The organism is Phocaeicola dorei (assembly GCF_013009555.1).
Taxonomy (GTDB): Bacteria; Bacteroidota; Bacteroidia; order Bacteroidales; family Bacteroidaceae; genus Phocaeicola; species Phocaeicola dorei.
In genome coordinates this window covers 2,744,021-2,768,732 of sequence record NZ_CP046176.1, presented here as the reverse complement: position 1 = coordinate 2,768,732, position 24,712 = coordinate 2,744,021, and the positions used below count along the sequence as shown (strand labels likewise).

Genomic DNA, 24,712 nt, shown 5'->3' with positions numbered 1-24,712 from the left:
AACTAATCGAACTTCTTTTGGTAGTGACCGCGACAGGATTCAAACCTGTAACCGGCTGATCCGTAGTCAGCTACTCTATTCAGTTGAGCTACGCGGCCATTATTTATTGTTCTTTTGTTTTAACGGGTGCAAAGATACGGACTTTTTTTGAAAATGCAAGCGTTTTACTAAAACTTTTTTCTAAAAATTATTCGATGAAACGGGAGTTAAACAACTGCCAGCCCAGTGTTAAACCTACATTCCAATCGTTAGACGGTGAACTATAGTGGTTTACATAAGCACTGATAGAACCGAACGATAATTGAAAAACTAATGAGATTTCTCCAAGATATTCGAATTTTGTGAAAGCTTTCCCGTAATATGCTTGTCCATATTCATCTTTCTTAATAGGAAAGATGGGTACAAATCCATAAAATTCTCCGCGTAATTGAAAAGACTCGCTTAACTGGTAGATGGGCATGGCGCCGACTCCGGCATATTGATTAGCACGGAAAGCCTCATTATAGGTTACTTTGCTATGGGCTGTCGGAGTGAATTCTCCTGCCTGCATTAATGTAGCCGTATAATTATTGGAGAAATTTCGGGATGAGTAATACGCCTCTAGATACGCTCCCAAGGTAAACTTAGGACTTACCTTATGGTATGTTTCGTTCTGATATGAAACTTGAAGCCAGGATTGTACCTTTTTATAAGGCTCCGGTGTGTCTTTAGTCACTTTGGATGCACCTGATCTGAAATGTTCTGTGCCGGTGAAAATTTGTGCAGCCATTTTTTCACGACTTCCTTGTGTGGCAAACTGGCGGGCATTCAAGGTGCTTCCTTCCAATACGATAGAGCCTCCGAAGATAGAATAAGTGCTTTTATCATGTTTTGTCTCGCTGAAGTCGATGATATTGGTTTGGAAGTACCTGTCTTCCATACGGGCTATACCTACACCGAATTCAGCTTTCTTACGGCTTAGAAACGGTAATGACACCTTCAATTTTACAAACTCTTCTCTTTTCTTGTTGAAAGCCGGATTGTCTTTATTGGAAAAGAATTTGGCTTCTTTGAAATAATCGAAGGTGGAGATCGAGGCTATGAATTTATAAGATGTAGGCAGCTTGGTTGGAAAATCAATTCGTGCTGCAAGTTGCACATTATTGTAGACCCGACCTAACTGTCCGTCAAAATTAAATTCTTTTGAATAATAGTTCAAGTTTTGATAGGAAGCACCAAAATAGACTTGATTGGAGCCACTGGAAGACACGTTTCCACCGACACGAACGGAGAGATTGGCCTCCATTTTGACTTGGAGGTTCAAGTCGTAGGTTTGGTCTTTCTCATTATAAACGGCATGAGGAATGATTTCGGATATAATATTATCGGACAACAAACGGAAATATGCTCGTTTGATATCCTCCATAGTGAAAACATCGAGGTCGTTTTCATGGAACTCTTTTTGTATATATTGCTTTTGTCGTTCGTTGGCACCAGTTATATTTACTCTTTTGAAACGGAAATCCGGTAAATTGCTCTTATAGGCCAGTCGTTTAACTTTCACTTGTTCGGGGGTGATTCTTCGATGAATTCGGCTTTTTATGGAGTCCATCATTTCTATGGCACGTTTATAACCAATGTCATGCAACTCGTCAAAGCGCTGGAAGTCCATTAAATTGACATCATCATATTTAAAAGTCATGAGGATGCCGAGGGAATCGGGTAAAGAGTAATCTGTCTTTTGCATAATCATATTTTCCAGTTGCCCCATAATGTCACCTTCCTTGGGTTTGCCCGGATTGGCGGATACGGCACTTCCTATAATGATATCCGGATGGAAGGTGTCACGCATTACATTCACTGGAAAATTATTGTAAATGCCACCGTCGTATGCCAGTATCGAGTCTATTTCGATAGGCTTGAACATGGCAGGAAAACTCATGGAGGCACGTACGGCATCTCCCAGATCTCCTTTTTTCAATATCAGTGGTCTTTTGTTGTACACATCCGAAGCTATACAGCGGAAGGGAATATACAGGCTGTCAAAATTGGCCTTGCTTGCAGCTGTTGCCTGACCGAATAATTGCAGAAATACAATATTCATCTGAATGGGATCTACAATGCTGGTAGGCAAAAACTGAGGTTTGACATTCTTCAGCGAGTCTTTCAGGGAGATACGGATGTTGATAAATTCGGGTGTTGGAGGATTTTTCTTGAAATAATAGATGTATTTCTCTTCCACATTACCTGAATACCAGCGTTTGAAGTCATCGGATTTGAGTAAAGCCTCCATTTCATCGGGAGAATAGCCCATAGCATAAAGTGAACCGACAATGGCTCCCATGGATGTGCCTGCAATATAATCTATGGGGATACCGTTTTCTTCTAATGCGCGGATAATGCCGATATGGGTTAGGCCTTTGGCACCTCCTCCGCTCAGTACCAGTCCCACTTTCTGTGCATGGATGGGAGGAAGCAGTAAAAAGAGAAGAAAAAGTATATATAGATAATGTTTCATGGATGTCGAATCTTTGTATGTGTTGCTCCAAATATAGAAAGAAATCTTCGTTTCCAATCGTTTTTTAGAATAAAAAAGCGCCGGAAATGAACTTCCCGACGCTTTTGATAGCAAAATGTGATAGATTTGTTAAATCAGTTCGATACTGCGTTTTACAAAGTTTGTCAAAGCTTCGCCTTTCAACATATTATTTTGTAACAGAGCAAGGTCAATCAATTGGCGGATTACTTTGTTACCACCTGCGTATTCACCTAAAACAGCTTCTTTCTTGGTCTTTTCATCGGCCAACTTTTTCTCAACATCACTTAATTCATCTTTTTCTGCTTGAGGTATTTCATCGGCTTTTTTACCTTCCTGTGCTTTGTGAAGTTCGTCGTGACGTTTATTCAGACTGGTCATTTCAGTTTCGATAGGTTCAAGAGCAGCTTTACAAGAGTTGTCCGCATCATTCAAAACTTGTTTCACCAGTTTGTGGTCGACATTCAGAACCAAGTTAAACATATCCGGCATTTCTCCATAAAAACTCATACCTGCCTGGATATTGGCCATTTCTTTCATACGGCGCATATATTCGCTTTGGGTAATCATGATAGGAGTTCCTGTCTCGCCTAAAGATTGTGTTTCTACATTGAACTCCACTTTCTTCATCTGTGGCAACTGACTGCGGAATATGGAAGATAGAATATCGCGTTGGCCGGCTTCCAGACTGGCATCTTTGCGCTCTTCTTTAGCAATCAGGCGGTCAATTACATCACTGTCCACACGGGTGAAGCGGCTCTTTTCAAATTTTTGCTCAAGCATACTTACCATAGCTACATCCAGCTGACCATCCATTAACAATACGTTGTAGCCTTTGTTCTTGGCCGCATCAATGTAGCTGTATTGTTCGTCTGCATGGGTAGCATACAGATAAATCAAGTTGCCGTCCTTATCTGTTTGATTATCTTTGATCAAGCTTTGGTATTCTTCATAAGTATAATATTTGTCATCTGTGTCTTTCAGCAGAGCAAATTTATTAGCCTTTTCGTAGAACTCTTCTTGGGTTAACATGCCGTAGTTGATGAAAATTTTCAAATCATCCCATTTCTCCTCGAATTCTTTGCGGTCATTCTTAAAAATGGCTTGCAGGCGGTCTGATACTTTCTTAGAAATATAAGTGGAGATTTTCTTCACGTTGGAATCGCTCTGCAAGTAAGAACGGGATACGTTCAACGGGATGTCTGGTGAGTCAATCACTCCGTGTAACAGGGTCAGGAAGTCTGGAACAATACCTTCTACCGAGTCGGTGACATAGACCTGGTTACAGTAAAGTTGGATTTTGTTTTTTTGTAATTCAATGTTGCTCTTTACTTTCGGAAAGTACAGAATACCTGTCAGATTGAACGGATAATCCACATTCAGATGGATCCAGAACAAAGGTTCGTCTGCCATGGGATATAATTCCCGATAGAATTTCTTATAATCTTCGTCTTTCAGTTCTACCGGTTTGCGTGTCCATAAAGGATAGGTTTCGTTGATTACATTGTCTTCATTTGTTTCAACCTGCTTTCCATCTTTCCATTCTTTCTTTTTGCCGAATGCAATGGGGATAGGAAGGAAGCGGCAATATTTAGTCAGCAATGAAGAAATACGTGTTTCTTCCAGAAATTCTTTGCAGTCATCATCTATATAAAGGATAATATCCGATCCGCGGCTTTCTTTTTCAACATTTTCGATAGTAAACTCAGGGCTTCCGTCGCAAGTCCATTTCACAGCTTGTGCTCCTTCTTGGTGGGATTTTGTGATGATTTCCACTTTTTTGGCTACCATGAAGGCAGAATAGAATCCCAGACCAAAGTGTCCGATGATGGCATTGGCATCATCTTTATATTTTTCAAGGAAGTCGTTAGCGCCTGAAAAAGCTATCTGATTGATATATTTGTCGATCTCTTCGGCTGTAAGTCCGATACCCCGGTCGGAAATGGTGATGGTATCTTTTCCTAAACTTACTTTAATAGTAAGATCTCCCATCTCTCCTTTGAATTCACCTTTAGATGCAAGGGTTTTCAGTTTCTGTGTGGCATCTACTGCATTAGAAACTAATTCACGGAGGAATATTTCATGATCACTGTATAAGAACTTTTTGATGATGGGGAAAATGTTCTCAGTGGTTACCCCAATATTTCCTTTTTGCATACTATTTATGGTTTTAAGTTATTATGTTATATATACGTTTGAATTGTCTTTTTGTTGGATGATGGGCAAAAAAAATGCCAGATACAATGATATCTGACATTTTGTCTGTTATTTTTTGAAGAACTTTGGACTCTTTACTTTTCCACAGTCATGACAATGATGTCTTTTTCTTTGTCATAGCTTACCTTGATCGTGTCACCAGTCGCCATTTCTGATCCAAGTATCAGCTCGGAGATTCCATCCTCCAAATTGTTTTGGATGGCACGTTTTAATGGGCGTGCTCCGAACTGTACATCGTAACCTTTGGTGGCTACAAACTTTTTGGCATCTTCGTCGATAACAAGCTTATAACCAATGTGTTCCACACGACTGTAAAGACCCTTAAGTTCAATATCGATAATCCGAGTCAGTGCATTCAGGTCGAGTTGGTCGAAAGTTATTATTTCGTCCAGACGATTGATGAATTCGGGCGCAAAAGACTTATTCAAAGCTTTTGTAATCACGCTGCGCGAGTATTCTTTGTCATCTGTACGGATTTGGGCGGCAAATCCGATTCCTTTTCCGAATTCTTTAAGTTGGCGGGTTCCAATATTGGATGTCATGATAACTATGGTATTTTTAAAGTCTACAGTTCTGCCATAACTGTCAGTCAACCGACCTTCATCCATCACTTGCAACAGTATGTTGAATACATCGGGATGCGCTTTTTCAATTTCATCCAATAAAACGATGGAGTAGGGTTTACGTCTTACTTTCTCCGTCAGCTGTCCGCCTTCTTCATAACCTACATATCCGGGAGGTGCTCCTACCAGACGGGATACGGTGAATTTTTCCATATATTCACTCATGTCAATGCGGATAAGTGCATCTGCCGAACCGAACATTAGTTTCGCTAACTCCTTAGCCAGATGAGTCTTGCCGACACCTGTCGGACCTAGAAACATGAATGTACCAATCGGTTTATTAGGATCTTTCAGACCTACACGGCTTCTTTGAATAGCTTTTACCAGTGTGGCGATTGCTTTGTCTTGACCGATAACTTTAGAAAGCAGATCGTCTTTCATTCCTAATAATTTCATTCCTTCAGCCTGTGCCATTCTTTGCACAGGTACGCCTGACATCATGGAAACGACTTCGGCTATTTGTTCGTCATCTACCGTTTCCCGATTTTCCTTCAGGCTTTTTTCCCATTCTTCCTTCAGAGTATCAAGCTGGTTCGTATATTCTTTCTCTTTGTCACGATAACTGGCGGCTAGTTCGAAATTTTGTAACCTGACAGCTTCATTTTTAAGAGATTTCATCTCATCAATCAGTTTTTCCTGTTCTTCAATTTCTTTGGGAGCAGTGATATTAGTAAGATGTACGCGCGAACCGGCTTCATCTAAAGCATCTATCGCTTTATCAGGGAAGTTACGGTCTGTGATATATTGGTCTGTCAGTTTTACACAGGCTTCAAGGGCCGCATCTGTATAGTTCACATTATGATGATCCTCGTATTTATCTTTGATATTTTTCAAAATCTGAAGTGTTTCTTCTGCAGTTGTTGGTTCTACAATAACCTTTTGGAACCGGCGTTCCAATGCACCGTCTTTTTCAATATTTTGGCGGTATTCGTCCAATGTCGTCGCTCCGATGCATTGAATTTCACCTCTGGCCAATGCAGGTTTCAACATATTGGCTGCATCCATTGAGCCTGCTGCAGAACCTGCTCCCACAATAGTGTGGATTTCATCGATGAAAAGAATGATGTTAGGATTCTTCTTCAACTCGTTCAAAATGGAACGAATACGTTCCTCGAATTGTCCACGATATTTAGTGCCTGCGACAACGGCAGTCATATCAAGAGCTATCACGCGTTTATCAAATAAAATACGTGATACTTTCTTTTCCACAATCCGTAATGCAAGTCCCTCAACAATGGCAGATTTGCCGACTCCCGGTTCGCCAATCAAAATAGGGTTGTTCTTCTTGCGGCGGCTCAATATTTGTGCCAGTCGCTCTATTTCCTTCACCCGGCCAACTACAGGATCCAGTTTTCCTTCTTCGGCAGCTCTTGTCATATCTGTGCCAAAATTGTCGAGTACAGGAGTGTCATTAGCTGGCTTTTTTTGTGCCGGACGTGCCTGTTGTTGTGCTGCATTTGATTTATTGCTACTTGGATTCTGACGTATATCTTCGTCTTCATCCTCGTCCTCACTGAACCCCAGACCTGCATGGGGATCTGGCTGTAAAGTGAGTTTAATTTTTTCGTATGTTACGCCATTGCTTTCCAAGACGTGGAAAGCTGTATTATCCTTGACCTTCATAATTGCTAATAAAATATGTTCGGAGTCAGCTGCAATGTTTCTCAATAACTTAGCTTCCAGAATACATAACTTTAACACTTTGGATGCTTTGTCATTAAAGCTAATATTCTCGTCATAGGTGGTGTCATTTTCCACATTGTTTTTCACAATGGTTTCCAACTGATTTTTTATGTCCTGTAAGTTTATTTGTAAATTAAATAAGATCTCGATAGCTTTTCCTTCACCTTCACGTATCAGTCCCAACAACAAGTGTTCGGGACCAATATAGCTATTCCGCAGCCTGTTGGCTTCTTCCTTGCTATACATGATGATATCGGACACTCTTTGTGTAAATTGATTGTTCATAAATTTATCGTCCTCCTAAAGTATAGTGTTTATTTCCCAGTGTGCAAAGATACACATAATAACAATGCATACCATTGTTTTCTTATTTATATTAGCATAACAAAATGTATGCCAAGCTTTGACAGACTAAATGGATTAAACAAAAATAAGGGTTATAGCAAACTATTCACAAAGTAAATGAGAAGTGGGAGTGATAATCACTATATACTATAGAATAAGGTATAGGGATACTTTTTACTTATATAAGTAAAAACATTTAATGGACTTAACTTTTTTATGGGTTTTGTTTCGTATGTCGTATAAAAGTAGTACTTTAGCGTGGTTTTTGGTAAACCAAAAAGATGTATAATTAATATTTGTTTAAATGCTAGAACAAGACAGAATTATAAAGATTAACATCGAAGAGGAAATGAAGTCGTCGTACATTGATTACTCAATGTCAGTAATTGTTGCGCGCGCCCTCCCGGATGTTCGCGACGGCTTTAAACCGGTTCATAGACGTATCTTATATGGTATGATTGAGCTGGGTAATACCTCCGATAAAGCTTATAAGAAATCAGCAAGAATTGTAGGTGAAGTTTTGGGTAAATATCACCCGCATGGTGACTCTTCCGTGTATGGAGCTTTGGTCAGGATGGCTCAGGACTGGGCTATGAGATATCCGTTGGTAGATGGTCAAGGTAACTTCGGCTCTGTTGATGGTGACAGCCCTGCTGCCATGCGTTATACGGAAGCAAGATTAAAGAAAATAGGTGAAGAGATGATGCAGGATCTTTATAAGGAAACTGTTGATTTTCAGAATAATTTTGATGACACGTTGCAGGAACCTACTGTCATGCCGACACGGATTCCTAACTTGTTGGTAAATGGAGCATCCGGTATTGCAGTAGGTATGGCAACCAATATGCCTACTCATAATCTTTCTGAAGTAATCGATGCATGTATTGCTTACATTGATAATAATGATATTGATATTGAAGGACTTATGCAATATGTAAAAGCACCGGATTTCCCTACAGGTGGATATATATATGGTATAAGCGGGGTACGTGATGCTTACGAAACCGGACGTGGTAGAGTGGTGATGCGTGCTAAGGCTGAGATAGAAACTCATACTACACATGATAAGATCATAGTTAATGAAATTCCTTATAATGTAAATAAGAAGGAATTGATTGAAAATATCGCATCTTTAGTTAATGACAAGAAGATTGATGGTATTTCGTATGTAAATGATGAATCCGACCGTGAAGGTATGCGCATCGTTATTGATGTTAAACGTGATGCAAATGCTAGTGTGGTGCTGAACAAATTGTTCAAAATGACAGCTTTGCAAACTTCATTTGGCGTAAATAATATCGCTTTGGTCCATGGTCGCCCCAAAATGTTGAATCTGAAAGATTTAATCAGATATTTTGTAGAACATCGTCATGATGTGGTAATTCGTCGTACTCAGTATGATTTACGGAAGGCACAGGAGCGTGCTCATATTCTTGAAGGGTTGATTATAGCTTCTGATAATATTGATGAAGTTATCCGTATTATTCGTGCTGCAAAAACCCCTAATGATGCTATAGCAGGGTTAATAGAACGTTTTAATCTGAGTGAAATTCAGGCACGTGCTATTGTAGAAATGCGTTTGCGCCAATTAACAGGTCTGATGCAAGATCAGCTTCACGCAGAATATGAAGAAGTGATGAAACAGATTGCTTATTATGAAGAAATTCTTTCAAATGATGAACTTTGTAAAAAAGTAATCAAAGATGAGTTGATAGAAGTAAAAGAGAAATACGGGGATGCCCGTCGGTCTGAAATAGTTTATTCTTCAGAAGAATTTAATCCAGAAGATTTTTATGCTGATGATCAGATGGTTATCACGATATCCCATATGGGATATATCAAGCGTACTCCTTTATCAGAATTCCGTGCCCAAAATAGAGGTGGGGTAGGATCAAAAGGAAGTGAAACCCGTGATGAAGACTTTGTAGAGCATATTTATCCGGCTACAATGCACAATACTATGATGTTCTTCACTCAGAAAGGTAAGTGCTATTGGTTGAAAGTTTACGAAATTCCCGAAGGAACTAAAAATGCCAAAGGACGCGCTATTCAGAATTTGCTGAATATTGATTCCGATGATGTGGTTACAGCATATTTACGTGTGAAAAACCTTAATGATACCGAGTTTATTAATAGTCATTATGTGCTGTTCTGTACAAAGAATGGTGTCATTAAAAAGACTTTGTTGGAACAATACTCACGGCCTCGCCAGAATGGTGTTAATGCGATAACTATTCGTGAGGATGATAAAGTGATCGAAGTTCGTATGACTAACGGTGATAATGAAATCATTATTGCTAACCGTAATGGTCGTGCAATTCGCTTCCACGAAAGTGCGGTTCGTGTTATGGGACGTACGGCTACAGGAGTGCGTGGTATGACTTTGGATGAAGATGGTGGCGATGAAGTTATCGGTATGATTTGTATAAAAGATCCTGAAGCTGAATCAATCATGGTAGTTTCTGAACAAGGATACGGTAAACGTTCTGATATCGAAGATTATCGTAAAACCAATCGTGGCGGTAAGGGTGTAAAAACGTTGAATATTACAGATAAAACAGGTAAATTGGTGGCTATCAAGTCTGTTACAGATGGGAATGACTTGATGATTATTAATAAATCTGGTATAACAATTCGTTTGAAAGTCGCTGAGGTCCGCATTATGGGACGTGCAACGCAAGGTGTACGATTGATAAATTTGGAGAAACGTAATGACCAAATAGGTTCTGTATGTAAGGTGACATCTGAAGAAGAGGAGATTACAGATGAAAATTCAAATGCAGATTTTGAAAATATAACTGAAGGAGAGGGTGGTAGTATCACTAATCCAGATTTAATTGCCGAAGCAAATAGTGAAGAATAAAATAAATTGTATTATTAAATCCACAAAATCATGAGAAAAGTATTATTTACAGTGGCTTTATTGTTAACAGCTTGCTTTGTGTCTGCACAAGTAAGTGTTGTTAAGGAGGCTAAATCCTTGAAAAGCAAACCTGAAGAAGCTGCAAAAGCTATCGAACCGGCTTTAACTAATCCTGAAACTGCTAATGATCCGGAAACATGGAAATTAGCAGGAGATTTTCAGAAAGCAATTTATGATGAAGAAAACATGAAACTTTATTTACCTGGAGGCCAAGCAGATACAACTAAGCTTTATAACAGCTTAGCTAAGATGTATGACTTCTACTTGAAATGCGATGAAATAGAGCAGGCTAAAGTTCAAAGTGGCGAGTTAAAGAAACCCAAATTCAGAAAGAAGAATGCAGATGCTTTGAAGACTTTGCGTTTAAACCTGGTTAATGGTGGTGGTGATGCTTACAATAAAGGAGATTATGCTGATGCTTTAAAGTATTTTGGGTTATTTGTTGATGTAGTAAACGAACCTATGTTTGCTGATGATGATGAGTTGAAGACTGATACTTTGAATGCATTATATGCTTGCTATGCAACTTTAGCTGCTAATATGCTGAAAGATAATCAGGCTGTCATCAAATATGGTAATATAGGTAAGAATCATAAAGAAGAAGGTTATAGAGCATTAATGTGCTTGGCTGAAACATATGGTCAGAAAGAAGGTGGTGATTCTGCAAAATGGCTTGAAGTAATCAAAGAAGGTACTGAATTGTTCCCTAAGCAAGAATACTTTGTTGGTAATATTATGGATTATTACATTCAAAAAGGTATGGTTGATGAGGGTCTGGTTCAAATTAATAAATTGCTTGCTACGAGTGAAACTCCGTACTATCTTTATGTAAAAGGTATCTTATTATATGAGAAAAAGCAGTATGATGATGCAATTGCTACATTTAATAAAATTATTTCAAATAACGGAGATTTAGTTGCTGAAGCATATTCAAAGATTGGTGACTGTTATTTTTTCCCAGCTCAGATTATTGTTGAGGAAAATGCGAAGCTAGCTATTGATGATCCCAAATACAATGAAAACGAAAGTAAGATTAAAGAGTTGTATGAGAAAGCTAAACCATACTATGAGAAGGCAAAAGAATTAAAGCCTGACAATAAGGCTTTGTGGGGGAATTATTTGCTGAATATTTATTGGAAGTTAAATAGAGCTGAATATGATTCTTTGGAAAAAGAATTAGGATATTAATAAAAACACTGATTTTAAAATAATAAAGAGGTTGTGTTAAAATTCTGGCACAACCTCTCTTTTTATGCCAAAAGACTTTCCCAAGCCCGGGTTTTGTTATTACCTAAAGTTTTATGTATCTTTAAAAGTTTACCCATTACATACATCCGTTTACGAGAACCATTTTTGATATATAATCAATATTATGTTTAATTTATATTGATCTCTTTTTTATTGGGTAGATATTAATATGTTAAAGAGTAACAAAATATTGCGATTTGCTTGTGCTACCCTTCTTGATTCTTTATTTTATTACTAATATAGGTGTATTAGCATGAAATATCATTTTTCTTGCTATGCTAGGATTAAACAATCTAGCAAATATGTTTCGTTTATAGTTTGTGATACAAATTACGTCTATATTTTCTTCTTTTACATATTTGTCCAAATTGCTCAGTATGTTATCTTCTTTCACTACATTATAATGTAGTTCCAATTTTGAGTATTGTTTTTGAAAATAATCTTTAATACCTGCTAGTTTTATTTCATGCCATGCATCATTATCTGTACTTAAATGAACGAAGGAAACGGCAAAATGAAACGATTTAAAAACATTTATCAAGGAGTCAAAAGCTATTAGATCCCTTTGGTCAAAATTGGTCACAAAAGCTACTTTTTTTATGTCATTGAATGTTTTTAATGGTGTATGTTCTGGAATAGCATATACAAAGGATTGGCTTCTTTCTATGACTTCGGCCGTAACGCTGCCAATCAAGTCTATATCTTTTTGACTTCTTCCTCTTGTTCCCATTATAATTATCTGAGGATTATATTCTTTAGCATATCGTAAGATTTCTTCTTCGGGAATGCCATCACGCAAAATACAAGTATATTTTATATTGGGAAACTCTCCTGACTCAACTTTCTTTTTAATTGTATCGGAAAGTTTGTTCAACTCGTTGTGCACTGTTTCTATCATACTTTTTACAGATTCTTCTCTTTCGATCTGAAAATTGAAATTATCAGTTCCATAAGGAATTGTAGGCACATAAATAGGACTGAAATAAGCATGTAAAAGCACAACTTCTGAATTAATAGCATTAGCAAAAGAGAAACCAAATTGGCAGGCTTTAAGGGAATAGTTTGAAAAATCTACCGGGATAAGTACTTTTCTTTTTTCTTTGTTTTTTTCCGAGCTACTCTCCTTCCCTTTGATTATATCTTCTGAAAGCCATGCAGAACTTTCTATAATTTGCAAAGCATGGGGCAGATCGCTTTCTTTAATTCTTAGTCTTACCCCAGAAGATATAACAGGTTGAATAAGATTCACATTGTGAATGTACGCTTCAATTCCCTCATTCTCAAGCACATTCTTTAAAATCTGAGCTTTAGCGTAAGTGAGGATTGCTAAGGTTACCAATTTATCTTCCATAATTCTATATTTTAAGTGATTTTCAGGTTAAACAAAAAATCCCAATTGAATGTTGCAATTCAACCGGGATTTTATATTACACTTCTTGCGTTATTTTTTCTTCAGTTTCTCTCAATATTTGAAGGGCTTTTTCAAGAACTGTTGTATCATCTAGCATTACTAGTCCCCCATCTGGTCCCGGTTCCAAATGAATTCCAACACTTTTACCATTCTTGAAATTGTGTCCACCAAAAAAGTTACGTACAGTTTCTACGGTCATATTGAGTTCATCTGCGATTCTGTGCATACTCCCACTAGGTAATGAATCTTTGATTCTGCGCAGTTCATTAAATGTTATTGTTCTCATGATGTATTAAATTTAGTTATAAAAGTGAGTACTTAAATCATGGTATAAACTTAATCAAAAAAATGCATAAAACAAATCTTTTTGTGCTATTTTTGACTATATGTAAATTTATAATGGTTAATTTGCTGATTATAGATTGAGTGTATGAGTCACAATCATACCTGCTATAATAATGAAGAAATAAGTAGAAATGAGAATTATGTAGAATAAATTAATATCACTAATCAAATAACCGCTGGCAGTGTATTGATTAGAAATGCAACGTGGTTTATAAAAGATTTTTTTTTGAATAAATTTATAAAGGAGATAAATCAAATATCCTATGAAACAACCTTCTATAGCACCAAAAAGAATATCTCCCGGATAATGCACTCCTAAGTAGATTCTAGAATAGGAATTGAGTACGGCCCAAAAAAGAAGCATAAAAGTAAGAGATTTCCTTTTAATTAGTAAAGATAAAAAGACAGAAATAGCAAATGTGTTGGCAGCATGACTGGATATGAAGCCAAATCGTCCTCCTCTATATCCGTTTACAATATCAACCATATACATAATATTGGGGTCTTGTGTTGGACGGAAACGTGCGAAAAACGGTTTGCATAAACCAGAAGCTATTTGATCTGCTAAAGTTATGACTAAGGCAATCATAACGATAGTCAATAATGCTTCTTGAATTTTGTTATTTTTAATTATGATATATAACAGCATAGCAGCTACAGGTACCCATACAATTGTACTGGTAGCTACCCACATGAATCCGTCCCAAAATAAGGATTGGCTTCCGTTCAAATTCAGTAGTAATTCTTTATCTGCTGCTATGTACTGTTGTATATCCATTGATTATGTTTTAAATGATTTCAATAACATTGGTAGGTACCCATCCCACATTACCGTCTTCCAGTTTAATTTCTTTCCACTCCTTCATCGTATTATCTTTAATTATTACTTTCCTACCTTCATGAAGAATAAATAAGTCTGTTCCACTTTGGTTAGGAGTACTTTTGACTGTAACGCTAGGAGCCATTATAATAGCGTTATCATGATTAATTAATTCAGATTTTTGTTCTGAGGCAAATATATTTGCTAAAATGGTCACTAGAAAGAAAAAGATTGCTGAAATAAATCCTACTTTCTTCAAGACTACTCGTTTTCCGAAAATAAATAAAGACAGTGCCAATATCATCAGAATAAACATGATAATGCCTGTATGTGCCCATGCCTTTTCACTCATTGTATTAATAAGTGATTGAGTCCAGGTAACAAAAAACATTTTACTAGAAGGGATTACCTTGTCTACAGTTTTGCTTCGAGCCAGTTCTAGGTTGAAACGAATATCACTATTTCCTGGGTTTAGCAACAAGGCACGTTCGTAATTAAGGACAGCTTTGGCAATGTTATTCATTTTATAATAGCTGTTACCTAAATTATAATAAATATCGGAAGATTCCCCCTCGTTTTTTAATATATTCTCATACATCTCTACAGAAGCTGCAAAGTCGTTTCTTATATATGCACTATCGGCTTCTGTCTTTGTTGGGAAAGTTTGCACAGCAGCACTTTGTGGCATTTCTGTTTGGGCGGTAACCTGTGCAGAGTCTGATTCATTCTGTGCGTAGACTGTGACAAAACTTATCAGGAATATCAAAATGAAATATATTTTTGTCATTGTTATAATCTCCTTTGATTTAGTGTTTTATACTATTCTCCATTTTGCTGATGACCTCAACAGCCGAAGAATATACTTTATCCATAGCTTCATTCTGATTACCCGGAGCATAGCGGGCGAACTCGCATTCATTCAATGTTCCGATGAAATCTTTAATCAGTTCGGGGGCAACACCATATTTGGTCAATTCGTCCTCGATATTATCTTTAGACAATTGAGAAACCGGGATATTCAACTTATCACTGATGTATCCCCAAAGTGCTTTCAACACCTCATCATAGAATGCTTCTTGTTTGTTTTCAGCTAATAATCTGCCTGCATTTTTCATGCGTTTGGCAGCCACTTTATTCGCTTTTTTAGTACGTACTTTTGCTACATTTGCATTTTCAATAGCTTTTTTACGATAGACAATTACGAAAACAACGAAGAGAACCAATGGAATGATATACCATAGATAATATGTTGTTGAGCCAAAGAAGAAATCTCCCTTACGAGTTAAACTAGTTTCCCCCATTTTGATGTAACGGATGTCTTGTCCCAATACTTTCAAATCTTCCTTGTTGGTAAAGTCTGCAATAACTTGATCTGCATTTCCTGCACCTTTTTCCACTTTTAGGTTGTAAGCTTCTGTTTTTATTGTTTTATAGCTATTGCTTTTTAAGTCAAAATAGGAAAATTCGACAGGCGGAATAGTGAAATTGCCGGCATGTCTTGGAATTGCTAGATATTCTATCACCTTATTGCCTGACAAACCTTCGCGAGTTAATGTAAATTTATTGTCAATCTTGGGGTCGTATACTTCAAAATCCTTTGGGAAAGCTACTTCCGGAGTATTGACCAATTTCAAATTACCTGTACCAGAAATGACTAACTTAATGGTTACAGCATCATTTGTTTTCAGTTCTTTTGTACTTATAGACGAACTGATAGTAAACTCTCCTACTCCTCCGGAGAAATTAATTGGTTTGCCATCGGGCAATGCTTTTACGTTGATGGTCAGCTTAGGAGTAACAATGTTTTTCTTTACTTCCACATAGTTACTTCCACCATTAAAGAAAGCATCAAAAGGATCGTCTGAGGCAACTTGTTGAGCTATAACCCCTTCAAAGGTAATAGCCGGAATTTCTATTTTTCCCGATTGCTGGGGGAAAAGTACATACTGACTCCACACAGTAGTGTTATAGTTTCTTCCGTTATAATGTTCCAAAGAGAATGTCTTTTGTTGGGGAAGTTCCACTTCTTGTACATAAATGTTGGTTAGTTTAGGCATGTCACCACGCAGTTGGCGCAAGTTTACCAAAGTATAGACCTTGTATGTCAACAAGATGGCTTCCTGTTCATAAACAGTAGTCTTACTTGCTGTTGCGGTAATAAACAAATCTTGATTGGTTATTTTGCTTCCGGCAACCTGACTGCGTGAAGAAGTTCTTCCACCGCTATTGTTTCCACCTCCAACACCATTTGTTTGATCAGGCGGTAATACTTTGATTTGTACGGAATTTGAAGTTTTGTTTTGTCCGTCTGCCACAATAGTAGCACCAGGAATGGTGTAAGTTCCTTCTTTATCAGCCATCAAAATATAAGTAAAAGTAATGGAGCTGGTAGAAGTAACATTACCATTTATAATCTGTGTACTACTCTGCTGTGAACGGCTTGGTCCCATTAAGACATCGAACCCCTTGATATTAGGTGCACGAAAATCCCTGACTTTCTGAGTGTTGACCGTATAAGTCAGCCGGAACTGATCCCCGCTTACTACTACATCAGGCGCAGAAGCGGTAAACGTCACATTTCCGTCTGCCCATGCTCCGAGCACCGATGTTATTAATATGAATAAGAGAATTACTTTCCTCATTGCTATCTAATTATTTTTTTATTTGCCAAAATTAAGAAATTACCAGTCTTTATCCAACTTCTTTCCTTGAATTTGCAGTTGTTTTTTAACTTTATCTTGCACATTCTTTTCATCTTGCATCACAGCATTCAATAATTGTTGGGCATTTTCTTTGGACATTTCATCCTTATTTTGCTGCTGTTGTTGCTGATTTTGATTTTGTTGGTCTTTCTTATCCTGTTCTTGCTGGTCTTTGTTCTGATCCTTTTTGTCGTCTTTCTGATTTTGTTTTTGATCTTGATTCTTATCCTGATTCTGGTCTTGATTTTGCTGTTGGTCTTTCAACAGCTTTTGTGCCAAAGCCAAGTTGTAACGAGTTTCATCATCTTTCGGGTTATTCCGTAAAGATTCCTTATAAGCCTCTATACACTGTGGATACTGCTTGGACGACTGAAGGATAACTCCCATGTTATGATAAATCTGTGCTAGTTTATCTCTATCCTTTTCTACTTTTGAAGCAGATTCAAACTGTTCCATCGCTTCCTTTGCTTTTTGCTGCATCAAGAGCGAGTTTCCCAAATTGAACATAGCATCTGTTGATTTCGGGTTAATTTCCAATGCCTTACGATAATCTACCTCCGCTTTGATAAACAAACTGTCGTTATACAGCTTGTTTCCACTGCGCAGATAATCTCTTTCTGTTTTTTGGGCGAAGGCACAGCTTGCCACAAGTAAGAATAACAGAGTGATATAGGTTTTTTGTAACATAAGCATTCCTTATTTAAATAGTCTGACATTTTTGAAAAGCGGATTCTTCCGTTCCAAAATAAGCATTTCTACCACCAGCAGGATAAGCACCAGCCATGCCAAAGCCTGGAACTGTTCATCGAATTCAGTATAAACCTGACTTTCTACATCAGCTTTTGACAATTTAGCAATTTCATTGTTCAACACCTTTTCGGCAGAGTTGGTATTATCTACGCGGATATACATTCCATTGCCTGCCTTGGCTATTTCCTGGCACATTTGCTCATTCAAGCGGGTGACGATGACATTTCCATCTTTATCGCGACGAAAATTGTTGCTACCATTCTCAGCTGGAATTGGAGAACCATCCGGTGAACCTACCCCTAGTACAAATACCTGCATACCTTTTTCGGCTGCTTCCTGGGCTGCTTCTACTGCCCCACCTTCATGATTCTCACCATCGGTAATGACAATAATCGCACGTCCCACTCCTTCTTGTGGAGTAAAACTCTTCATTGCCAGGCGGATGGCCGTACCGATATCCGTACCTTGTGTGGTTATTAATGACGGGTTAATGGTTTCCAAAAACATCTTGGCAGAAACATAATCGCTTGTAATAGGCAATTGCGTGAAAGCATCACCTGCAAAAACAATCAATCCTACTTTATCATTATTGAACGTATCTACCAGTCTGGATATCAATTTCTTTGATTTGTCCAAACGACTGGGAGTCACATCTTCTGCCAGCATAGAGTTTGAAATGTCTAATGCAATAACAGCTTCCACTCCACTTCGTTTCACCGTTTCCATCTTTGAGCCGAACTGTGGACGGGCCAACATCAGTATAACCAATGTCAACGCAGCAAAAGTCAGCCAAAACTTGATGTCAGGACGATACTTGGAAATAGTCGGCATAAGCCCTTTCAGCAATGCCGGATCACCATATTTGCGAATATTTTGGCGGCGGTGATAATTGGAATACAAATACAGCGCCACCAAAAACGGCAATAGGATGAGTAAATATAAAAAGTTCGGGTCTGCAAATCGAAACATGACTTTCTTTTTTTAAGGTATTTTCTTTAATACTGAGTTACGCAACAAAAGTTCAAGCAAAATGCAGAAGAAAGCAATCCAGGCGAATACCTGATATTCTTCTTCGCGTTTGCTGAATTCTTTCACGTTCAACTTCGTTTTCTCCAGTTTGTCAATCTCCTGATAGACTTCCTTCAGCTTGGAATTGCTGGTGGCACGGAAATAATTTCCGTTCGTTGTACCTGCAATCTCGGTCAAAGTCTTTTCGTCTATCTCGACGGGGACATTCACATATTGCGTCCCTGCGTAGGTCTGCATCGGATAAGGAGCAGTTCCGTTTGTACCGACACCAATAGTGTAGATCCTGATTCCGAACTGTTTAGCTATCTCGGCTGCCGTCAGTGGAGAAATATCTCCACGGTTATTACTACCATCCGTCAGCAGAATAATCACTTTCGATTTAGCCTTGCTGTCCTTCAGACGGGTCACCGCATTGGCAATGCCCATACCGATGGCAGTACCATCTTCAATCAGTCCGCGCTGGGCGATATCGCCTTTAATGCTGTTGAACAGATTCAGCAGTACCCCATGGTCTACCGTTAGCGGACATTGGGTAAAACTCTCACCGGCAAAGATGGTCAGACCGATATTATCATTGGGGCGGCCGTTGATAAACTCGGAAGCTACTTGTTTGGCGGCTTCCAAGCGGTTGGGTTTCAAGTCTTCGGCCAACATACTGGTAGAAACGTCTACTGCTAGCATGATGTCGATTCCTTCTATTTCGGTATTCTGCCAATTGTCTGTGGTCTGAGGGCGTGCCAAGATCAGGATTACCATGATGATAGCCACCGTACGGAGTACGAACGGAGCATGCAGCAAGTAAATCTTCCAGCTTTTGGGTGCCTTCATGTACATGCGTGTGGTAGAAACCTGAAGCGTAGGCTCGGTTTTCTTCCGCTTCATGACGTACCATATTATATAAGGTATGAGCAGAATCAGCAGAAATAGATATTCAATATTTGCAAAAATCATTGTTCCTAGTATTTATTTGTTAAAACCAGAGGTTATATACACCACTCAGCACCTTATATAGAATTACCACAATCGCAATAACAATGATGCTGATGCTGCCCAGCAGAATCATTCTGCCCTGTTTGCTTCGCTTTTCCTCCACGGTGATTTCCGTAGGTTCGGGCTTTGCATTCGGGTCTGGTTCCACTTTTGTATTATTGATAAAGTCTACTGCGTTTACCAGATTCATATCGTTTTCATTCATCAACGGAGAATGTTTGGCGAATTTCACCAAGTCGGCAGTCTGGAACAAATACATCAAATCCTTGATAGACTCTTTGTCGTTGATTTCCTGTAGCTTATCAATAATTTCGGATGAAGTCATCTCCATAGCGTTAAAGCCGAATCGTTCTTCCATATAAGTACGGAGTACATCCGTCAGCTCGGTATAATAGGTCTTCGGATCGGCTGTACGCAAGGTTTTGTCTCCCTTGATACGCTCTATTTCCTTCAACGCCTGCTGGTGTGGCGGCAACTTCGGTTCAATCTTGATCTTCTTGATGATAGGCTTGTTATCTTTGTAGCGTACAAACAGGTAGTAAGCTAGTCCGCCCAAAGCAAGCATCAGCAAGGTAAGCCATACGATGGCCGATACGTCATCCCAGGTGATAGGTACTTCGCGAACGGTCTTCGGTCCGAAGAATTGTTCGGGATGCAGCGTATCTACCGGAATGGAATATACTTTTACGGCCAATGCTTTGGACCGGTAAGACTCTCCGTTTACCATCACCTCGAATGGGGGAAGATAGTAAAGTGCCGAGTCAAAAGAAGTTATTGTATATTCCTGTTTTATCAGCATACGCTTTCCATCGTTCAGCATCTGGGTATCAGGCTTGGCTATATCCAATATCTCCACTCCTTTTACCAATGTATCGCGTAGGAACGGAAGTTGCAGTTTTTGCTTGGCATCCATGCTGATTTCCAGCTTCACTTTAGCCTGTTCGCCAATGAGAAGTTGCAGCGAGTCAATGCTGGCGTCTACCGTAACCTGCTGTGCCTGTGCCTGTCCGGCTGTTATCAGCATAATTGCACAAACTCCAGCTTTCAAGAACTTTTTGCTAGTATTCAGTATATTCATATTCTTTAATTTCGTTTAGCAAATAAGTTAAGCAACGATTTCACATAATCCTGATCCGTGCGGATAGATACAGAGTCCACATTACTTTTAGTAAATGTTTCATTCAATACTCCCTGACGCTGTATCCACCAGTCATTATGTGCGCGACGCAAAGCTCGTGACGAGGTGTCAATCCATTGCTCGTGGCCGGTTTCGGCATCGCGTACTTTCATCAGTCCCACATCAGGTAACTCTGCCATGCGGCGGTCGTATACCTGAATAGCTACGATATCATGTTTCCGGTTGGCAATGGTCAAAGCATTGCGGAAGTCGTTTTCATCTATAAAGTCGCTTATCATAAAGGTGGTGCAACGTTTTTTGATTACGTTGGTCAGATATTCCACAGCCGTTTTTATATCTGTACGCTTGCTCTCGGGCTTGAAATCAAGCAGTTCACGGATGATATAAAGAATATGTTTACGGCCTTTTTTAGGCGGAATGAATTTCTCAATCCGGTCTGAAAAGAAAATAACTCCGATTTTATCGTTATTTTGAATGGCCGAGAATGCCAATGTAGCGGCAATCTCGGTCACCATATCCTTCTTCAACTGCTTCACCGTACCGAAATCCAAGCTGTTCGAAACATCAATCAAGAGCATAACCGTCAATTCGCGCTCTTCTTCAAACACCTTGACAAAAGGTTTGTTGTAGCGGGCGGTTACGTTCCAATCAATGTCACGTACGTCGTCACCATACTGATATTCACGTACTTCCGAGAATGACATACCTTTGCCCTTGAATGCAGAGTGATACTGTCCGGCAAAGATATTGTTCGAAAGTCCGCGTGTCTTGATTTCAATCTGGCGAACCCGTTTTAATAAATCACTTGTTTCCATACTGTTCGTACTATGTTGTTTATTTATCCGGCGCATCGGTTTCTGTTTTTTCTCCTATCGAGAATGGTTTTTCAAACGGATGCATTTGGTGTTCCACCCATGTGGGATGGTGGTCCCACATAGATGAAACGGGAGTTCCACATGGGTGGAATGACAGTCCCACCCATGTGGAACTCTGTACTCAACCTTTTGTTTCCAGGGTTTCTTCCTAATTGTCAAGCAATTAAGAACTGCCTCAGAACACAATCCTTAGGGTACTTCCACTTTATTCAGGATTTTGCTTACAATTTCATCAGAAGACATATTCATAGCCTCTGCTTCGTAAGTCAAGCCGATACGGTGGCGAAGCACATCGTGAGCAACTGCACGAACATCTTCGGGAATTACGTAACCACGACGTTTGATGAACGCATAACTGCGTGCTGCCAATGCCAAATTGATAGATGCACGCGGTGAACCACCGAAACCAATCATGTCTTTCAGTTCTTTCAAGTCATATTTTTCAGGGAAACGGGTTGCGAATACGATATCAGCGATGTATTGCTCTATCTTTTCGTCCAGATAGACTTGGCGCACCACTTTGCGGGCTTCCATAATATCTGTTGCTTTCAGAATGGGACGAACTTCGATTTTCTCTCCAGTAATATTTTGGCGGATGATTTTCTTTTCTTCTTCCAGTTTCGGATAGTCGATAATAACTTTCAGCATAAAACGGTCTACCTGGGCTTCGGGAAGCGGATAGGTACCTTCCTGTTCAATCGGGTTCTGAGTAGCCATTACAAGGAAAGGTTCGGGTAGCATAAAGGTTTCCTTGCTCAGTGTGACTTGACGTTCCTGCATGGCTTCCAGCAAAGCACTCTGTACTTTAGCCGGGGCACGGTTAATTTCATCGGCTAATACGAAATTTGCAAAAATCGGACCTTTCTTTGCTATGAATTGTTCGTCTTTCTGACTATAAATCATGGTACCGATAACGTCGGCGGGCAGCAAGTCTGGAGTAAACTGGATTCGGCTGTACTTGGCATCAATCAAAGATGCAAGCGTTTTGATCGCCAGAGTCTTTGCCAGACCCGGAACACCTTCCAACAGGATATGACCATCGGACAGTAAACCGATAAGTAATGATTCTACCAAATGTTTCTGACCTACAATAACCTGGTCCATACCAGTCATTAAGTTGGTTACGAACGCACTTTGTCTTTCAATTCGTTCGTTTAGTTCGCGAATGTCAATTGCTTCAGCCATAATTTTGTTTATTTAGTTGTTTCTTTATTGATCTAATAACGGGCTTGTAAATAGCCTTGTTCATTTAACGCAGCCAAAATTACGGTAATTAATTAACAGCGGCAACTAATTTTTATTAAAAAAGTAAAGTGCATCTCTACTTTTTAAAGGTTATTGGGCTAAAGAATTTTAAAATACAAAGATAAGGTTTGTAGAGTGAGAATATCAGTTGAGCGCACTTTTTTTACTTCTTGTATTTTGCCTGCTTTATTTAAGTCGAAAGCAGGCAAAATACAAGAAGTCTTATTTTTTAGGAGTTAATTCAGGAATACGCAGAGTAGTCCCTATGGGTACTCTGTCGGCATCTTTAATGATGTTTTTATTATGTTTCACGATATAGGGCCATAGCTTTTTTGTACCATAGAATTTCACAGCTAATTTTACCAGGCTCTCTCCTTCTCGTAATGTGTAATTAGTTTTAGTCCCTGTTATGTCATATTCTACAGTGTCGGCTAAAGTTTCTTTTTCAACATTTGCAGTTACAGCAACGCCAGAACTCTTTTTCGTACTAGGAGATACAGCCTGTTGTGATTGACTGATGGTTTCTTTTCTAGTAACATCCGTCCATATGTTTGCGGTATCTTTACCTTGCATTAATGAGTCATTAACCGGAATTGCAGGAATATCCTCTTCCAATTGTTCTTGGGTGTTTTTTATTGTAGCCGGCGATTGTAAATCCGAAGTTTTATCTGATTGCAAATACCAATATATGCCACCTGTGATGCAGACAATCAAAATGATAACAAGAATAATTCCCCGGGAAACTCTGTTCTTTTTCTCTCCTGAGATTTCTTGTGCTTCTGTTGTTTCCTCTATCTTCTGTTCTTTTTCAAAATTAGAAGTAACAGTTACCGTTTTTTCTGACGGGGTTGCCTCTTGTGGCACTATTATTTCCAAAGATGTTTTTTCTTCACAAGCTTTATGAGCAGCCAGTATGGCTGCATCGGCAATAGTCATAACTTCTTCTTGAGGTTTGTCTGTTACCTTGTTTCCTTCTATTGTTTCTGCTAAAGGAGAAACCGTTTGGGGAACAGCCGTTTCAACAACAATATCCTTTTCTGCTTCAGTGACAATATCTTCCGAGGCAATGGGATTCTCATTTGGAGAATCTTCTGTATTTTCCGTTTCTATGAGTTCAACCTCTTTAGCCGCAACTGTTTGTTTAGGCTTAGGCGCGTTTTCGTCAACGGTATCTTCCTCCTCTCCTTCTATTTCTGTTTCGGTATCTTCCAATTTGGTATTCTCATTTAATATAACCGTTTCAAAATGAGCAAATGGCTTATTTATTAAATCTTTCATGCTGGAATCCGGAGTAAAAGATATTTTTGTATGACCCTGTATTTCAATTCTTTCCCCCGTATTTACGTTTACACTTTCACGACTCTCCACCTCTGTGAGTTTAAACGTACCTAGTCCTTTAACCTTTACATACTTTTCAGTAGCTAGAGCTTCCTCTATCAGTTCAAACATTCCTTTGACAAAGATTTCAGCATCTTTTTTAGTCATGCTGTGTTTCTCAGCCAAAAGTTCGATGATATCTTGTATGGTTACTTTCTCGCTCATGATAATATTATAAATAAGGGCTATTTTATTTAAACTTTTCTTTTAAGGTTACACTGGGTTTGTAAGTCAGCACTAACTTGGGGGGAATCAGCATACGTTGTTGAGTAGCCGGGTTAATAGAAATTCTTTCCAATTTTTTCTTAACCTCAAACGTACCAAATCCCTGAATTACAATGTTGTTGCCATCTTGCAATTCTTGGGTCATAACACCAATGACTGAGGATACCAATTGTGATGTATCTTTATTTGTATATCCTAGTTTACGTGATAATTCAGATATAAATTCTTTGTTATTCAAAGCTTAAAGTGTT

General features: G+C 38.8%; 18 protein-coding genes and 1 tRNA gene. 2 read left to right on the top strand and 17 right to left on the bottom strand.

The genetic code is table 11. The features are described from left to right. Positions 1-24: 24 nt before the first annotated feature. The 4 genes from GKD17_RS11600 to GKD17_RS11585 all read right to left on the bottom strand — a co-directional run bounded on the left by GKD17_RS11600 (position 25) and on the right by GKD17_RS11585 (position 7,323). A tRNA-Arg gene (locus tag GKD17_RS11600) sits at positions 25-98 on the bottom strand. 89 nt (positions 99-187) lie between these two features. Continuing rightward, positions 188-2,497: a patatin-like phospholipase family protein gene (locus GKD17_RS11595; RefSeq protein WP_007835390.1), complete on the bottom strand. Its 2,310-nt coding sequence runs from the start codon at positions 2,495-2,497 to the stop codon at positions 188-190. A gap of 129 nt (positions 2,498-2,626) precedes the next feature. Then, positions 2,627-4,672: a molecular chaperone HtpG gene (gene htpG, locus GKD17_RS11590; protein ID WP_007835391.1), complete on the bottom strand. Its 2,046-nt coding sequence runs from the start codon at positions 4,670-4,672 to the stop codon at positions 2,627-2,629. Positions 4,673-4,806: 134 nt separating this feature from the next. Beyond that, positions 4,807-7,323: an ATP-dependent Clp protease ATP-binding subunit gene (locus GKD17_RS11585; RefSeq protein ID WP_007835392.1), complete on the bottom strand. Its 2,517-nt coding sequence runs from the start codon at positions 7,321-7,323 to the stop codon at positions 4,807-4,809. A 364-nt stretch (positions 7,324-7,687) separates the two neighbouring features. Here GKD17_RS11585 and gyrA point away from each other — a divergent pair, with 364 nt between their 5' ends. Together gyrA and GKD17_RS11575 are read left to right on the top strand one after the other, a co-directional pair. After that, positions 7,688-10,246 (top strand): DNA gyrase subunit A, encoded by a 2,559-nt coding sequence (gyrA, locus tag GKD17_RS11580; protein ID WP_007835393.1) that lies wholly within the window; start codon positions 7,688-7,690, stop codon positions 10,244-10,246. Positions 10,247-10,276: 30 nt separating this feature from the next. Continuing rightward, a complete protein-coding gene (locus tag GKD17_RS11575) occupies positions 10,277-11,494 on the top strand; it encodes a tetratricopeptide repeat protein (RefSeq protein ID WP_007835394.1) in 1,218 nt (405 codons plus the stop codon). Positions 11,495-11,777: 283 nt separating this feature from the next. Here GKD17_RS11575 and GKD17_RS11570 read toward each other — a convergent pair whose 3' ends face one another. From GKD17_RS11570 to GKD17_RS11510, 13 genes are all read right to left on the bottom strand, one after another. Then, positions 11,778-12,905, bottom strand: coding sequence for a universal stress protein (locus GKD17_RS11570; RefSeq protein WP_007835396.1), 1,128 nt, complete (start codon positions 12,903-12,905; stop codon positions 11,778-11,780). A 76-nt stretch (positions 12,906-12,981) separates the two neighbouring features. After that, on the bottom strand, positions 12,982-13,251 hold the full coding sequence (locus tag GKD17_RS11565; RefSeq protein ID WP_007835398.1) for a hypothetical protein: 270 nt from the start codon (positions 13,249-13,251) through the stop codon (positions 12,982-12,984). A gap of 129 nt (positions 13,252-13,380) precedes the next feature. After that, a complete protein-coding gene (locus GKD17_RS11560) occupies positions 13,381-14,088 on the bottom strand; it encodes a phosphatase PAP2 family protein (RefSeq protein ID WP_007835400.1) in 708 nt (235 codons plus the stop codon). A 10-nt stretch (positions 14,089-14,098) separates the two neighbouring features. After that, complete coding sequence (locus tag GKD17_RS11555; RefSeq protein WP_005841327.1) at positions 14,099-14,917, bottom strand: tetratricopeptide repeat protein; 819 nt, start codon at positions 14,915-14,917, stop codon at positions 14,099-14,101. A 19-nt stretch (positions 14,918-14,936) separates the two neighbouring features. Next, the gene (locus GKD17_RS11550) at positions 14,937-16,772 is read right to left on the bottom strand and encodes a BatD family protein (RefSeq protein ID WP_007835402.1); all 1,836 of its coding nucleotides are present in this window, start codon (positions 16,770-16,772) and stop codon (positions 14,937-14,939) included. 39 nt (positions 16,773-16,811) lie between these two features. Then, positions 16,812-17,519, bottom strand: a complete 708-nt coding sequence (locus GKD17_RS11545) for a tetratricopeptide repeat protein (RefSeq protein ID WP_007842993.1) — start codon at positions 17,517-17,519, stop codon at positions 16,812-16,814. A 9-nt stretch (positions 17,520-17,528) separates the two neighbouring features. Continuing rightward, positions 17,529-18,551, bottom strand: coding sequence for a VWA domain-containing protein (locus tag GKD17_RS11540; RefSeq protein ID WP_007835406.1), 1,023 nt, complete (start codon positions 18,549-18,551; stop codon positions 17,529-17,531). A 12-nt stretch (positions 18,552-18,563) separates the two neighbouring features. Beyond that, positions 18,564-19,562, bottom strand: coding sequence for a vWA domain-containing protein (locus GKD17_RS11535; protein WP_007835408.1), 999 nt, complete (start codon positions 19,560-19,562; stop codon positions 18,564-18,566). A gap of 19 nt (positions 19,563-19,581) precedes the next feature. Then, positions 19,582-20,679: a BatD family protein gene (locus GKD17_RS11530; RefSeq protein WP_007835411.1), complete on the bottom strand. Its 1,098-nt coding sequence runs from the start codon at positions 20,677-20,679 to the stop codon at positions 19,582-19,584. A 5-nt stretch (positions 20,680-20,684) separates the two neighbouring features. Further along, positions 20,685-21,554, bottom strand: a complete 870-nt coding sequence (locus tag GKD17_RS11525; RefSeq protein WP_007835413.1) for a DUF58 domain-containing protein — start codon at positions 21,552-21,554, stop codon at positions 20,685-20,687. Positions 21,555-21,803: 249 nt separating this feature from the next. Then, complete coding sequence (locus tag GKD17_RS11520) at positions 21,804-22,799, bottom strand: AAA family ATPase (RefSeq protein WP_005841303.1); 996 nt, start codon at positions 22,797-22,799, stop codon at positions 21,804-21,806. A gap of 282 nt (positions 22,800-23,081) precedes the next feature. Next, complete coding sequence (locus tag GKD17_RS11515; protein WP_007835422.1) at positions 23,082-24,401, bottom strand: HU family DNA-binding protein; 1,320 nt, start codon at positions 24,399-24,401, stop codon at positions 23,082-23,084. A gap of 25 nt (positions 24,402-24,426) precedes the next feature. Further along, positions 24,427-24,699: an HU family DNA-binding protein gene (locus GKD17_RS11510; protein ID WP_007842988.1), complete on the bottom strand. Its 273-nt coding sequence runs from the start codon at positions 24,697-24,699 to the stop codon at positions 24,427-24,429. Between the last annotated feature and the right edge of the window lie 13 nt (positions 24,700-24,712).